The sequence below is a fragment of the Bacillus swezeyi genome (genome assembly GCF_001969815.1).
Lineage (GTDB): Bacteria > Bacillota > Bacilli > Bacillales > Bacillaceae > Bacillus > Bacillus swezeyi.
The window spans coordinates 19,641-32,472 of sequence record NZ_MRBK01000049.1 but is presented as its reverse complement, the minus strand read 5'-3'; the positions used below and the strand labels follow the sequence as shown (position 1 = coordinate 32,472).

Below are 12,832 nucleotides of genomic sequence, written 5' to 3'. Positions count from 1 at the left end.
ATTTAATAACACAAAAAATATAATACAATATTCCCATTTGTAAGTAAAGATGGAAAACTATAATTTTTAAATTCAAAAAATATACAGAATGTTACAAAGTGAGGTTGTAATTCCTCATAGTTAGGTAGAAAATTTCTATATTCCAAAATAAAAAAGAACTAAATGAGTTTGGTACAGAATATAATCTTTTTGAAAAACTAAAAAATATTTTTAATTAGTGTTTACAAATACAAATTAAAAATATGTAATTGAATCATCCCGTTGAGAGAGAGGTGAAAAAATGAAGATGCTAAAGGTTATAAACGACGCTTTGAATTATTACAGGGAAAGCGTCAAAGGGAATAAGAGCATAACGGCAGAACAGGCAAGGGTAAAGCTAACACGAAATGTTAAGCTGGTTCAACCTGAAGCGCCGGAGCGAGTTCTAAGAAGTGGAATCTTTTCAAAGGTTTACATGTATCATGATCTTCACATCACTGTCAGAAATGGCAAGGTGATTAAAGTCGTAAATCTTAAGAGACCGAGATTTTCAAAGAAAAGATACATAGAGTTATCAAAAGCTTTAGGAATTAAAGACATAAAGTATTACAGGAAGCATTGTGCAGCCAGATAACATACATATGAGATCTAGAATAACCTTGCGTATATTGAGTTAATTAGGAGAGTCGTTGAATGTCAGAAAAACAAACAGTATTGCGTGAAGCAGAAAACAAAGTGTTTTTAGAGGGATTTCTTCTAGAAGTTCGTCACAATGAATGGAAAAGTGGAGAAGGACTAAATATTGACCTAGACATCGAAACAGCTCCAAACGAAGTACATACTATCACTGGAATGTCAAAGTATAAAAAAGAAGACGGCTCAGACAATGGGATTGCTAAAGGTTACAAAACAATCATTAATGACTATAAGTCTGCAGCTACTCATGATAAAGAAGAAGCTGACAAATTTGAATGAATACTGTGTCCAAGACAATTTAAAGTCGTTTCCGCAATTGTCCACTAACTTTGTTAACCGCCTAAAATCAGATGAAGAATAAAATCCGAGAGCAGAATTTGAAGTTGAATTATTCGTAAAAGGGGTTAAAGAAGAAAAAGTGAAAGGGGAAGAAACGGGAAAAGTTTTATTGGAAAGGTACATACCTCTATATGGAGGAAAGATTATTCCCTTTACATTTGCAGTAACAAAAGAGGGGTCTGACTATGTAGAAAACAATTATGAAAAGGGGAACACTGTTAAGGTATTCGGAAATATCATTAATTTTAAAGAAATGAAAGTGACAGTTCAAGAATCGGCATTTGGGAAAGACAAAGAAAACATTACATATAATACAAAGCGCGAATTCTTAATTACAGGTGGCTTTGAGCCATGTGACGAAGACGATAAAGCAGCTTATGACGCTGAAGCAGTTAAAGCAGCATTGACTGAGAGAGAGCTTCAATTAGAGAAAACGAAGAGCGACAGCAAAAAAATAATAAAAATGAGAAGAAAACGGGATTTGGAGGAAAAGCAAGTACAAGTCCTTCTAAACAAATCTCTAAAGATGATCTGCCATTCTAATAATTAATTGCAGTTAAGAAAACACTATTAAACTATTTAAAAGGAGTTATGTTAATGGTTTTAGGCATTTTTAATCCTCAGATTTCTGTAGTAGCAAAAGGGCTTGAGGGAAAAGTTATTACGATGTACGGATCTAACAACTTAGGAAAAACAAAACAAAGCACCAGAATGAAGAAACCACTTTATCTTCCATTTGAAAAAGGATTGAACGCAATTGCTGGAGTTCCTTTCATGCCAATTAAAAAAAACACCTAAACAAAAGGAGATCGAAAAAATGACACTTCAAATCAAAATCAAATATGTAGATGAAACACAAGCACGAATTTCAAAAATCGAACAGGGTGATTGGGTTGATCTGAGAGCTGCGGAAGATGTATCTATTCCAAAGAATCAGTTTAAATTAATTCCCCTCGGAGTGGCGATGGAATTGCCTGAAGGGTATGAAGCTCATGTTGTTCCTCGTTCAAGTACATATAAAAATTTCGGTGTCATTCAGACAAATTCAATGGGCGTGATTGACGAGTCATACAAAGGAGATGACGATTTCTGGTTCTTCCCGGCTTATGCGTTGAGAGACACTGAAATTAAGAAAGGAGATCGGATTTGCCAATTTAGAATCATGAAGAAGATGCCTACAATTGAATTAGTTGAAGTTGATCTTTTAGGCAATGAAAACCGTGGGGGACACGGCTCAACTGAGACTAAGTAAATAAAGAACCTTGGTTGATTTTCTGAAGGAAATTAATCATGGAGGTTGGCCAAGGTATAACTTATCGTAATCAAAAATGAATAATTTAATACGGAGGATTAGTTATAAACAAATTTTAAAACGAGAGGTTTTGAAAAAGCGAAATAGTAATAACTAAAGTTGATAAAGAGCCTAAAGATATCAAAGATGCAATTTTTCGGTTGTTTTGCTTTTTTGAAGGTTTACTTAGTTCATGGGTTAATGCGCCCCATAAAAGCATGGATGCTAAAATAATAATACTCATATACATTTTAATCCTCCCCTTCTTATATTTTTATAGTTTTAACACTGTCACCGATTTTACCACATTTAGGATTGAGATGTCGATGAAATAAGCATCTCTATAAAAGAAGACTTTTATCGCTATTATTGAGGAGGTGCAAAATGAATAAAACGAAGCAAATTAAGCACCATTTAGAGAAGATTGAGAAACTCGAACAAACACTTACTGTATTTGAAGAGTCAGATGAGCTGCATATCGATGTCTTACATAAAATCCAGGAGGAGTTTAATGAAATAGGCGACTTGGCTTTTGAGGCTTATAAAGACTTGACTGAACAAATACGCAATGTAGGAAACAAAACGATCAATGATCGAATTAAAAAACTTCCTGAGGCTGTTACGAATGGTGTTAGGGAGCAGATGAATGAACTAATAAATGAGTTGAAGGGAGAGGCCTAACATCATAAATGCTGCAGATTCAGTTTTGAAATCTAATTTAGACAAAGTGCTGTTTGAAGGAAAATCAGATAAGGGGCAAAAAATTCGCACTAAGTGGTCGGACTAAACGCCAGCATATACTTTAAAATGCTTTGGGGTTCTAAATGAGTATAATTTGCAAGAAGAATTTCCTATTGCGACTTTACGGCCAACAGCTTTCAAATCAGGACTGAAAGAAATTCTTTGGATTTATCAAGATCAATCTAACGATGTACAGTTGCTAGAAGAAAAATACGGAGTTAAGTATTGGCGTAGCTGGGCTAATGAAGATGGGAATCTTGGTTTAGCTTATGGAAGACAAATGAAGTATGAACATCAATACAAAGAAGGATACTTCAATCAGATTGACATGTTGATTTGGGATCTAAAAAACAACCCATATAGGAGACGAATGATCACCAATTTGTATAATCACCAAGATCTTCGTGGAATGACACTGTATCCGTATGCTTTTTTGACAATGTGGGATTATGATGGCGAATACTTAAATATGACTCTTGTTCAACGTTCTTCAGATTATCTTGTGGCAGGGAACATCAATGTAACTCAATATGCACTGCTGCAACATATGATTGCACAAGTATGAGGAGTGGTTGATTGGCAAGCAATCAAGGTAAAGTATTTGAAGCAAACGTAGAAAAATCAGCAAAAGACCAAAGGATCTTCTTCTACAGAATAAAAGATGTCAACCCCAGGGGCGGCAGTATCCAAGAATAAATATGATTGCTTCTTACATTATAAAGGGTTCCTGTTGAGTTGAAATCAACAAAGAATAAGTCCTTCTCTTTTAGCGAGAAAATTATAAAGAGTCAACAAATCAAATACCTAAAAAAAGCATCCAAATTCGATTATGTGATGCCTGGGTTTCTGTTTCAGTTCAGGGAACCTGAAAACAAAGTTTTTTTGTACATATTGATGATTTCCTTACATATAAAACATAGCTGAAAATCAGTTAAAACATACATATAAGAACAAAGTGAATAAATCAAGTATACCGATCAAGATTTGTGAAGAGATTGGAACCGAAGTCAGATGGATGAAGAAAAAAGTCAATTATACATATTATTTGAACAAGCTCTGTGATGAGCTTATAAAACGACATAGTAATGAGACAAGTTTGAGATCGCATACCCTTTTGAAAAAGGGTGGTGATGCTTATTGAAATATCTCCCTGGAGTAAAGTATGAACTTGAAAGAGAAAGCAGCCCAAATTGCATTCTAAGTTTTAAAAATGAACCCAACTATGATCTCATGGCCGAGGCTTTTATAAATTTATATTATAGACTTAAACTGAAAGGAACAGTGGATTAAATCCATTGTTCCTTTAAAAATTGGGAGGCAATTTAACAATCTTCAGCTTTACTATGGTGTAATGGTGGCGGGATTAACCATCCTTTTTCTTTATTAAGTCGAAGAACTTTTGCTCCAAGCGCTGCTTTTTGAACATGAAATTGCCCGAACATCATAGCTATATCTTCTCGAATTGATTGACCCATAATCTGACTACATGAAACTAATCCTGTAGCGATGTCTTTAGACAAAGAAGCAGATATTTCTGGGTCTTGAAAACGTGCTCCAGTTGGAATATCGTCTAAACATGCTTTAGGACGTTCAGGAGGAGTTGGGGGTAAACCGATACCATTTTGTTTTAATAAAGCTTCAATTTGTTTAATTTCTTGCTGTCCTCCCTGAATGGCTTCTTCAAGTAATTTTTGCAGGTCTCCATCACCAGCATGATTCAACTGTGTTTGATAACATGCAACCAATCCTTTAGCAGTTGTAAGAAATGACCATGCACCAAAAACTTCACCATAGTGCATCGGTTCATCAGTTGGATTTCCACTTAAGATTCCCATTAAAACACTCCTTATCGCTTTTGTAAAATACATAAAATACTTTCTCCTTGCAATTAAGTAACAAGCAAAGTATTTGCAAAGGAAGTAAGTCTTATTCTCATTTAGAAAGAAAAAGGTAAACACTCAAAAGGAACATACAATTTTTCCTATGCAGATAAAGTTGTATATTATTAAAATAGCTTACAGATGGTAAACACATCTTTTACATGAAATAAAAAACGCAGTTCCGACCTTTGTCGTTGACGCGCCTGGCGGGGGCGGGAAAATCGCCATTCAGCCAAACTATCTGATTTCGCAAAGTCCTGATAAAGTCGTGCTCCGCAATTTTGAAGGCGTCATTTCGTCATATCCCGAGCCTGAGAACTATGTGCCGGGCAGAGCCGATGATTATTTCGCCGAAATCTATCCTGAAGTGATGAAAGAAAAAGAGCAGATCGGAATCTCAGCGATATTTGAAGATCAAAGCACGTCCTATACACCTGAAGGCTTAGCCCGCTTAAAAAGAAGGGAAAGCTATTCCGACAGACCTGATCATGAAACATTGAAAAGCCGGCGGGCCAAGCGGGATGAATTAAAAGAAAAGAAATTTCTCGCTCAGCAGAAAAAAGACAGCGAAGCTGAGGGGCAAACGCAATGAACAGGTGCGACTGGTGCGAGGAAGTAAAAGCTGAGCACGAGCAGACAACCGTTTATTGGGAGCTTCCTGACGGAATGAAAGCGATTGAAATTACCGATACTCCTGCAGTCAAATGCCGTAGCTGCGGGATGGTGTATCAGGAAGACGCCGTCATCGAAGAGATTGAAAACCAGCTCCTTCTGATCGATACGAAAAAACTGCCGTTGTCTGTATCGTTCGACACCCTGATGAAAACAGAGCGGATCCTCAAGCGCAATTACTTTGATTTCTCTTCATGAAGCCGGCTTTTGGCCGGCTTTTTGCATGGGCAAAGCGATTTTGTTTGTAATTTTCCCGGCGGGCTGTATAATAATACATCAAAAGAGGACAGGAGGGGAAACCGTGAAATCTTTTTATCATTATTTAATGAAACACCGCCATCCAAAGCCGAAAGACGCGATCAACGAATTTGCCAATCACGCCTATCTTGATCACGGATTTCCGAAAACATCAAATCATTACGATGAAATCAGTTCGTATCTTGAACTCAATGGAGATTATTTATCGTCAATGACGACATTTGATGAGGCTTGGGAAAAATATATATCGGAAACAAAGCAATAAGAAAGCCGCAGACATAAGAGCTGCGGCTTTCTTACTTGAGCTGCGCGCCCCTCGCACTTCTAGGTTTTTCGGAAAACTCACCAATGCGCTGTATCCTTGCCCATGCGAATTGACAGCCTAGTGCATACGATAAGCGTAAGACGGAAGTGTTAAGGCAAGGGGGAATCAAAATGAAGCCAAATGCGCCTAAATATAAAGTCGGGGATGTTGTCGTCGTCGTCATGTACGGAACGGTCGGAACGATTACGAAAGTTCATAAAATCGATAAGCATTTTCTTTATGAAGTGAATCAAAATGAAGTTCTTTATTTTGAGTCTTCTTTAGAGCTTTATAAAGATTATGACGGGGTTATCGTCGATACGGAAAAGCTTGATATCGAATATGAATTTTTAATCGGGGATGTCGTGTATGTAAAAGATTACGGTAAAGAATTGTTTAAAATCACCGGACACAGAACGGAAATCTGGAGATATGTAGATGACGGCTGGGAAGACATCATTTATGAACTGACCCGTTTGAAAGACGGAGAATGGCTTGAGACAGAAGAAGAAGATTTGACCCTTGTGCTCAGAACATACGAAATGGATCAGTTTGTTCATCAGCTTCTCTTTGTCCATTATGTCGGCGAAGCTGGACAGGAACTTGATGAACCGATTACAGAAAAGGTATTTCTGCCATTTGCAGGCGATCCAGAGGAACAAGAACATGAGCGTGAAGTGGCAGTTGCTGTGGTGGATGAACTGCTGGATATCTATAACGATTACAAAGTATTATATGAAATGTTTCACGATGCGGAATATAAGGAAATGATGGAATTTGTTTTAAACAGTCTGAAAGAATATTTCAGCTGAAAAACACCAAGTATAAAAAGTAAGGAAAACAGCCGAACAAAATGATTCCGAACATCGCTTTCAATACCCTTTCCAACATCAGGTCGAAACCGTCCCCGTCAAGTGCTTCGATCACTTTTTGGATCATTTTCTTTACCCCTTCCGGCTTTGTTTTGTTACAACATGTATATGACCAGGGACAAACATTATGACAAACCGGTTATAAATCTGACGGCCAGCTCATACATCAGAATAAGGAGGCGATCAAAATGAAAGAAATTGAATTAATGATAGATACAGAAGAAATCGCTGATTTTTTTTATCTTGAGCTGACAAGAAGAGGCTACATACCGAGCGGTGATGAACTGTTCGAAATTGCCGATATCACCTTTGATTATTTGATTGCAAAATGTATGATAGATGAGCATATAGAGGATTAAGCGATAAGGACCGGGGGCTGCTTGCCTTCGGTCTTTTATCATATATTGCCCTGCGCGAGAGTCGGGGTGTACAATGTTTTACGATACAATTCAAGGAGGCGCAGGCTTTTCATGAACAAAACAATCATTTCAGCCGCGGTTTTTATGATCATGGCTGTCCTTATCCGCTTTCAATCGGTGCAAATGATCGACGTCAGCATCTCTCAGGCTGTTGCGGCTGTCAGGCAGCCTTTTTTCACCCCGTTTTTTAAAGTGATGACCCATTTGGGATCAAGCGCCTTCCTGCTTGTGCTCCTGCTGGTTTTGACCCTGATACTTGCCGTTCGCAAAAAAGCGGCGGTATCAATGTACGTCTATCTGCTCTTTTTTGTTGAAAGAATGGTCAATGAAGCCTTAAAAGAATGGATTTCCAGGCAGCGGCCGGCGGTTGATCCGCTCGTACATGAACCGTCTTTCAGCTTTCCGAGCGGACATTCGATGAATGCGGCGAGCATGTACCCATTTATCGCATACATCCTTTTGATGCACGTACCTTTTTTCAAAACGCACAGGACGGCAGTCTTGATTTGGACAGGCCTTTTCACCGGACTCATCGGAGCCAGCCGCATTTATCTCGGCGTCCATTACACAACTGATGTTATAGCAGGATTTTCTCTCGGTTTGGCGCTGTTTTTCATATTCAAGAAAATTGACGAAAACTCCCCGCTTGTTCGACAAAACTAGTCAAAGGGTTTGTCTGGCAAAACGCCAATAGTATAAAAAAAGGGAGGGATCGTATTGCCGTTAATGTTTCAAATGTTTAAAAAGAAGCTGACAGCTTATGACGTGACGATTTTTCAAACGCCTTGCTTTGGTGAAGATAAGGGATATGAGATGGTTTACAGAACAGAAATAAACGGCAGAACCCATGAAGATGCACTGGAACGGACGTTTTCTACCTTTAATGTATATGACACGGTGCCGAATGACTATAAAGCCAGATTTCTTGCTACAGGCGATATCGTTTTAATTGATGAAGGAAGAAAGGGAAAAACCTATTATAAACTGCTTTCAACGGGATGGAGCAAAATCAACCGGATTTTGCTGCAATCATCCTAAACGTAAAAAACTGCGGAAGCACTGTCCGCAGTTTTTTACGTTGTATCTTTTCGCTTTCTGGCGCTGAACTCTTTTTCGTGCGCTTCCTCCGCTGCAATCACATCTTTTGCAGGGATGTGATTGTTTTTTTTCAGCCCGGTTACTCTGTTTCGCTGTTTTTTGCCCATTGTGCGATAACCTCCTTCCTAAAAAATAGGATGACTAAACAGCTCATCATTTATCCCGGGGAAATCTTTACTCTGTCATATTGATAGACGACGGGTAAACATAAGGATGCTTCGGCTCCTTGATCACTTTCCACTGTTTTGCCTGAATGATCGGAATGACAGTTCCATGATATGAGGCTTTGCCGAGGATTCCTTCTATCTCAATCCATGTGTCGCGCTTCAAGTCTTCGGCTCCGTCCCACTCGGCAAGAAAGCCGATCAGGCTTGCGTCAGCAATGCAGTGCGTGATCAAAAAGCGGGAGACGACAAGCTGGTGCTCTTTCAGGCCGGTTTCTTTATGGACAAAGCCTTTGACCTTGACTTGTTTTCCGATATACCGATCCAGATGATCACTGATTTCATCATAATAGTCAGCAAACATATCGTCCTTCATCATAAGGGGATTCTGTTGTTTAAACTGAGCCATTTTTCGGTCAAAGGCCGTTTTCGGTATAGTGGATTCAGACCTTTCTTTTTGGATCTCCGGTGTTGTCACATGTCCGCTATTCTCAGCATCCGGACCGAGCTCCGTTTTGGTAAGCATTGTTCCTTTGTTCGCGGCAACAGATGAGTTCAGCACGGCCGGTGCAAAGGTAAAACCAGTAATGAGCGGCAGTGCGATCACCGCATAATGGATCATTTTAATGATGAAAGGCTTAGACTGGCCATGGTCATGATCACAGCCGCAGTTTTCGTGTTTGTCGTGCCGGGTGATCCAGATCCTTGACAGCTGAATGACAAACAGAAAAGCGAATGCGCCCGCGGCAATCATGCTCGTGTATTCATATTTCGGATTGATCAGCCTGTTGATTTCCCCTGTATGGTGGAGTTTGAAAATAAAGCCCGAAAACGCAGCTAAAATTAGCGCGCGCAAGAATTGCTGAGGCTGAAAAACCATATCAAAAACCTCCTCTCTATAGCAAGCTGACGGCTTTTACGCAAATATAGACGATCAACGTGATCAAAAATGATAAACAAATCACAAATTTTGGTTTGAATACATGCAGCATCATAATCGTGTTTTTCAAGTCGAGCATAGGTCCGTACACCAAAAATCCAAGGATGGAGGAAGCGGGGAACAAGCTGGTGAAGGAAGCCCCGATAAATGCGTCCGCTTCTGAACAAAGCGATAAAAAGTAAGCCAGCCCCATCATCACCAAGGCGGAGTCGACCATACCCCCTCCGATGAGGAACAAAGATTTTAAAGGAAGGTAAGTTTGGACAAGAGCGGCGACTAAAGCCCCAATAATCAAATATCTTCCCATATCAAAAAATTCATCAATCGCATGTTTCAGCATACCAAAAAGCCGTTCTGAAAAAGGGGCCTTCGTATGGCCCGTATCATGCCGATGTCCGATGCTTTCTGTTTTCAGCTGATTGGACTTAAATAGAAAGCTGATGACCAAAGCGATCAAGACCGCGGCGGCAAAACCGGCCGAGACTCTTAATACCGCCATTCGGACATCATTGCCAAATGCCATGTAAGTCGACAGGATGACAATCGGATTGATCAGCGGACCGGTCAGAAGAAAGCCGACACCGGCATAGATTGGAACGCCTTTAGCAACAAGCCTTCTGACGATCGGGACGATTCCGCACTCACAAGCCGGGAAACATGCACCGAGCAAACAGCTGACGATCACTGCTGAAAACTTGTTTTTTGGCATTAGGGCGCGAATATGTTCTTCAGTAATAAAAATTTGAATGAACCCTGCGATGAAAACACCGATCAAAACAAACGGAAGCGCCTCAATCAAAATGCTGATGAAAATCGTATTTAACTGCTGAATGGAAGCTGGGATATGAAAAGAGAGCCCGGCCGTCAGCGATCCGCCGATTGAAACAAAGCATATTAAAATCCCGATTACAAGAATACCTGTAAAATCTATGATATAACTGTTGAGGGACCGAAACATATTTTTTCCTCCATCCTGATCTTTAATCGGAATGATTCTTTTTTAAAGTATGCTTGTCCTTTTTTAAACATGACAAGTTTTCTGCAGAGGCTTTATTTTCTTTTTCTACCATGTTGGTTTATAATACATAATGCGAGTGGATGGTTACACAACAACATCACCAATCAGCTTGAAAAAGGCAGGAGGAATAATCATGAGCGTACATATTGGCGCGGAAAAAGGGCAAATTGCCGAAACGGTGCTGCTGCCCGGAGACCCGCTGCGTGCAAAATACATCGCAGATACATATTTGGAAAATGTCGAGTGCTATAATGAAGTTCGGGGTATGTACGGTTTTACCGGCACCTATAAAGGAAAACGCGTTTCCGTACAGGGGACGGGCATGGGCGTTCCTTCCATTTCTATTTATGTCAATGAATTAATCAGAAGCTATGATGTCAAAAATTTGATTCGCGTCGGTTCCTGCGGTGCAATCAGAAAGGATGTCAATGTGAGAGACGTCATTCTCGCGATGACCTCTTCCACTGATTCACAAATCAATAGGGTGGCGTTTGGATCAATCGACTTTGCCCCTTGTGCAGATTTCGAACTTTTAAAAGCGGCTTATGATGCTGCAAAGGAACGAAATATCCCGGTTACGGCAGGGAATGTGTTTACGGCTGATCAATTTTACAATGATGACAGCCAAATCGAAAAGCTTGCGAAACACGGTGTGCTGGCAATCGAAATGGAAACGACGGCGCTCTACACGTTAGCGGCCAAATTCGACCGGAAAGCTCTGTCGATTTTAACGGTCAGCGATCATGTGTTGACAGGCGAAGAGACGACTGCTGAAGAAAGGCAGACAACTTTTAATGATATGATTCTGCTGGCGCTGGATACGGCTCTATAACAGGGAAAGCAGATGATTAACCGCTGGAAAAAAGGATGGATCATGATGAACAGTAAGTACAAATACGTATCGATCGCTTCTTTGCTGAGTGCCGCGGTCCTGCTTGGCACGGGATGCTCCATGACCGAACAGAAGCAGACAGACTCCGCTCAAACGCAAAACACTGCAAACGCAGGCGAGGATGCGAATGATCAAAAAAGCGATCTGGAAGATCAAGATTTTGTGCTTGAAAGCAAGTACTTTAATCAAATTAAAGAAGTAACCGGCATGCCGACGATTCAAAATCCCGACAATATACTTGCGCTTGTCAATAAAGAATTTGCGCTTCCGGGAGATTATGCACCATCAGATCTGACTGTGCCTGACGTCGCATTTTCATTTACAGAGGATATCGATAAGCGCTATATCAGAAAAGAAGCCGCCGAAGCGCTGCAAGAGATGTTCACTGCTGCGGAGAAAGAAGGACTTGACCTTGTTGCTGTTTCCGGCTATCGATCTTATGACAGACAAAAAACGATCTATGATAATGAAGTAACCCAAAAGGGAGAAGAAAAGGCGAAAGAAGCTGTGGCTTATCCAGGGCAAAGCGAGCATCAGACAGGGCTTGCGATGGACATTTCCAGCAGAAGCAACGGCTTTGCTCTTTCCCAGGAATTTGGCAATACGAAAGACGGAAAATGGGTGGAAGATAACGCCGATAAATTCGGCTATATTATCCGCTATCCGAAAAACAAGGAACATATTACGAAATATAAGTATGAGCCTTGGCACCTGCGCTATGTCGGCAAAAAAGCCGCAAAGGTTATAAAGGAACACGACCTGACGCTTGAAGAATATTTTAAACAAGTGAAAAAGGTATAAAGGGGGAGGGCTTTCGCATCCGTGCGGAAGCTTTCTTATTTATAAAATGACAGGGCTGCAAGCCATCAAGAACGGCCAGTATCGGAGCGTTCTACCCGCCGGCCATGAGCACGAAGCTAGGGCCGTGACGAGAAATAGAAGCGAAATGAAATGAAAGGCCGATGAATATCGGCCTTTCCCTTTACCAAAAAAACAACCCTGCAAGCGCCACGCCTGCGATTAAACCAAGGCCAAGCCCGTAAACCGGACCCCATCCCCACCAGCCTCCATAATAGCCATATCCATATCCGAAGCCGGGGCGCCCTCTTCTGACCATCGGGGCAATGAAGACTTTATTTGGCGATACACGGACAATTCTGCCGACATGGACGCGGCCGCCCCTGTCGGTGATTCTGGCAACCCTGCCAACATTCTGCTGGCAAAATCTGTAGTAACGCTCCACTTGAATGCTCCTTCCATCATCTAGTA

16 protein-coding genes and 6 pseudogenes are annotated in these 12,832 nt (G+C 40.6%); 16 read left to right on the top strand and 6 right to left on the bottom strand.

The features are described 5' to 3' along the window. Window positions 1-280: 280 nt before the first annotated feature. The 7 genes and pseudogenes from BTA30_RS21455 (at window position 281) to BTA30_RS21425 (ending at window position 4,187) form a co-directional block, all read left to right on the top strand. Window positions 281-613 carry a hypothetical protein gene (locus BTA30_RS21455; protein WP_076763951.1) on the top strand — a complete coding sequence of 111 codons (333 nt, stop codon included), beginning with the start codon at window positions 281-283 and terminating at the stop codon, window positions 611-613. A 59-nt stretch (window positions 614-672) separates the two neighbouring features. Then, window positions 673-1,557 (top strand): annotated as a pseudogene (locus BTA30_RS21450) (hypothetical protein). 54 nt (window positions 1,558-1,611) lie between these two features. Beyond that, a pseudogene (locus BTA30_RS21445) lies at window positions 1,612-1,797 on the top strand (AAA family ATPase); the annotation flags it as partial. A 34-nt stretch (window positions 1,798-1,831) separates the two neighbouring features. After that, window positions 1,832-2,266 carry a dUTP diphosphatase gene (locus BTA30_RS21440; protein ID WP_076763949.1) on the top strand — a complete coding sequence of 145 codons (435 nt, stop codon included), beginning with the start codon at window positions 1,832-1,834 and terminating at the stop codon, window positions 2,264-2,266. A 405-nt stretch (window positions 2,267-2,671) separates the two neighbouring features. After that, window positions 2,672-2,986: pseudogene (locus BTA30_RS21435) on the top strand (hypothetical protein); the annotation flags it as partial. 127 nt (window positions 2,987-3,113) lie between these two features. Beyond that, window positions 3,114-3,611 (top strand): annotated as a pseudogene (locus tag BTA30_RS21430) (thymidylate synthase); the annotation flags it as partial. Between the two features lie 11 nt (window positions 3,612-3,622). After that, window positions 3,623-4,187: pseudogene (locus BTA30_RS21425) on the top strand (PDDEXK family nuclease). 181 nt (window positions 4,188-4,368) lie between these two features. Here BTA30_RS21425 and BTA30_RS21420 read toward each other — a convergent pair. Next, window positions 4,369-4,881, bottom strand: coding sequence for a DUF3231 family protein (locus tag BTA30_RS21420; RefSeq protein ID WP_076763964.1), 513 nt, complete (start codon window positions 4,879-4,881; stop codon window positions 4,369-4,371). A gap of 205 nt (window positions 4,882-5,086) precedes the next feature. Here BTA30_RS21420 and BTA30_RS21415 point away from each other — a divergent pair. The 4 genes and pseudogenes from BTA30_RS21415 to yodN all read left to right on the top strand — a co-directional run. Beyond that, window positions 5,087-5,518: pseudogene (locus BTA30_RS21415) on the top strand (lysine 2,3-aminomutase); the annotation flags it as partial. Next, on the top strand, window positions 5,515-5,796 hold the full coding sequence (locus BTA30_RS21410; protein ID WP_076763943.1) for a YokU family protein: 282 nt from the start codon (window positions 5,515-5,517) through the stop codon (window positions 5,794-5,796). The pseudogene BTA30_RS21415 and the gene BTA30_RS21410, both read left to right, overlap by 4 nt. Window positions 5,797-5,899: 103 nt before the next feature. After that, window positions 5,900-6,121 (top strand): YozE family protein, encoded by a 222-nt coding sequence (locus BTA30_RS21405; RefSeq protein WP_076763962.1) that lies wholly within the window; start codon window positions 5,900-5,902, stop codon window positions 6,119-6,121. Between the two features lie 170 nt (window positions 6,122-6,291). After that, window positions 6,292-6,972 (top strand): germination protein YodN, encoded by a 681-nt coding sequence (gene yodN, locus BTA30_RS21400; protein WP_076763941.1) that lies wholly within the window; start codon window positions 6,292-6,294, stop codon window positions 6,970-6,972. On the opposite strand, the gene BTA30_RS24015 is transcribed toward yodN, so the two are convergent. Next, entirely contained in the window at window positions 6,965-7,099 is a 135-nt protein-coding gene (locus BTA30_RS24015; RefSeq protein ID WP_094777373.1) for a hypothetical protein, read from the bottom strand. The two genes, yodN and BTA30_RS24015, sit on opposite strands and share 8 nt — an antisense overlap. A gap of 121 nt (window positions 7,100-7,220) precedes the next feature. Between BTA30_RS24015 and BTA30_RS21395 the strand changes: the two genes are divergently transcribed. From BTA30_RS21395 to BTA30_RS21385, 3 genes are all read left to right on the top strand, one after another. Further along, on the top strand, window positions 7,221-7,391 hold the full coding sequence (locus BTA30_RS21395) for a YozD family protein (protein ID WP_076763939.1): 171 nt from the start codon (window positions 7,221-7,223) through the stop codon (window positions 7,389-7,391). A 111-nt stretch (window positions 7,392-7,502) separates the two neighbouring features. Next, the gene (locus BTA30_RS21390) at window positions 7,503-8,114 is read left to right on the top strand and encodes a phosphatase PAP2 family protein (protein WP_076763937.1); all 612 of its coding nucleotides are present in this window, start codon (window positions 7,503-7,505) and stop codon (window positions 8,112-8,114) included. Between the two features lie 63 nt (window positions 8,115-8,177). Next, window positions 8,178-8,489, top strand: coding sequence for a YodL domain-containing protein (locus BTA30_RS21385; RefSeq protein WP_187444673.1), 312 nt, complete (start codon window positions 8,178-8,180; stop codon window positions 8,487-8,489). A gap of 35 nt (window positions 8,490-8,524) precedes the next feature. Here the strand turns inward: BTA30_RS21385 and BTA30_RS22855 are convergent, their stop codons facing one another. The 3 genes from BTA30_RS22855 to BTA30_RS21375 form a co-directional block, all read right to left on the bottom strand. After that, window positions 8,525-8,656 (bottom strand): hypothetical protein, encoded by a 132-nt coding sequence (locus BTA30_RS22855; RefSeq protein ID WP_094777372.1) that lies wholly within the window; start codon window positions 8,654-8,656, stop codon window positions 8,525-8,527. Between the two features lie 67 nt (window positions 8,657-8,723). Then, window positions 8,724-9,593 carry a TIGR03943 family putative permease subunit gene (locus BTA30_RS21380; RefSeq protein WP_076763933.1) on the bottom strand — a complete coding sequence of 290 codons (870 nt, stop codon included), beginning with the start codon at window positions 9,591-9,593 and terminating at the stop codon, window positions 8,724-8,726. 16 nt (window positions 9,594-9,609) lie between these two features. Beyond that, window positions 9,610-10,611 carry a permease gene (locus tag BTA30_RS21375; RefSeq protein WP_076763931.1) on the bottom strand — a complete coding sequence of 334 codons (1,002 nt, stop codon included), beginning with the start codon at window positions 10,609-10,611 and terminating at the stop codon, window positions 9,610-9,612. 193 nt (window positions 10,612-10,804) lie between these two features. Here BTA30_RS21375 and deoD point away from each other — a divergent pair, with 193 nt between their 5' ends. Beyond that, window positions 10,805-11,503: a purine-nucleoside phosphorylase gene (gene deoD, locus BTA30_RS21370; protein WP_076763929.1), complete on the top strand. Its 699-nt coding sequence runs from the start codon at window positions 10,805-10,807 to the stop codon at window positions 11,501-11,503. Window positions 11,504-11,548: 45 nt separating this feature from the next. Beyond that, on the top strand, window positions 11,549-12,364 hold the full coding sequence (locus tag BTA30_RS21365) for a M15 family metallopeptidase (protein WP_076763960.1): 816 nt from the start codon (window positions 11,549-11,551) through the stop codon (window positions 12,362-12,364). A 181-nt stretch (window positions 12,365-12,545) separates the two neighbouring features. On the opposite strand, the gene BTA30_RS21360 is transcribed toward BTA30_RS21365, so the two are convergent. Then, window positions 12,546-12,806, bottom strand: a complete 261-nt coding sequence (locus BTA30_RS21360) for a hypothetical protein (protein ID WP_076763926.1) — start codon at window positions 12,804-12,806, stop codon at window positions 12,546-12,548. Window positions 12,807-12,832 lie beyond the last annotated feature (26 nt).

Excerpts from the sequence above, each read along its gene's own strand:
- BTA30_RS21375 (WP_076763931.1), bottom strand. The coding sequence starts at position 10,611 with ATGTTTCGGTCCCTCAACAGTTATATCATAGATTTTACAGGTATTCTT.
- BTA30_RS21395 (WP_076763939.1), top strand. The coding sequence starts at position 7,221 with ATGAAAGAAATTGAATTAATGATAGATACAGAAGAAATCGCTGATTTT.
- BTA30_RS21440 (WP_076763949.1), top strand. The coding sequence starts at position 1,832 with ATGACACTTCAAATCAAAATCAAATATGTAGATGAAACACAAGCACGA.
- BTA30_RS21385 (WP_187444673.1), top strand. The coding sequence starts at position 8,178 with ATGTTTCAAATGTTTAAAAAGAAGCTGACAGCTTATGACGTGACGATT.
- BTA30_RS21380 (WP_076763933.1), bottom strand. The coding sequence starts at position 9,593 with ATGGTTTTTCAGCCTCAGCAATTCTTGCGCGCGCTAATTTTAGCTGCG.
- BTA30_RS21420 (WP_076763964.1), bottom strand. The coding sequence starts at position 4,881 with ATGGGAATCTTAAGTGGAAATCCAACTGATGAACCGATGCACTATGGT.
- BTA30_RS21390 (WP_076763937.1), top strand. The coding sequence starts at position 7,503 with ATGAACAAAACAATCATTTCAGCCGCGGTTTTTATGATCATGGCTGTC.
- BTA30_RS21455 (WP_076763951.1), top strand. The coding sequence starts at position 281 with ATGAAGATGCTAAAGGTTATAAACGACGCTTTGAATTATTACAGGGAA.
- BTA30_RS21410 (WP_076763943.1), top strand. The coding sequence starts at position 5,515 with ATGAACAGGTGCGACTGGTGCGAGGAAGTAAAAGCTGAGCACGAGCAG.
- BTA30_RS21365 (WP_076763960.1), top strand. The coding sequence starts at position 11,549 with ATGAACAGTAAGTACAAATACGTATCGATCGCTTCTTTGCTGAGTGCC.
- deoD (WP_076763929.1), top strand. The coding sequence starts at position 10,805 with ATGAGCGTACATATTGGCGCGGAAAAAGGGCAAATTGCCGAAACGGTG.
- yodN (WP_076763941.1), top strand. The coding sequence starts at position 6,292 with ATGAAGCCAAATGCGCCTAAATATAAAGTCGGGGATGTTGTCGTCGTC.
- BTA30_RS22855 (WP_094777372.1), bottom strand. The coding sequence starts at position 8,656 with ATGGGCAAAAAACAGCGAAACAGAGTAACCGGGCTGAAAAAAAACAAT.
- BTA30_RS24015 (WP_094777373.1), bottom strand. The coding sequence starts at position 7,099 with ATGATCCAAAAAGTGATCGAAGCACTTGACGGGGACGGTTTCGACCTG.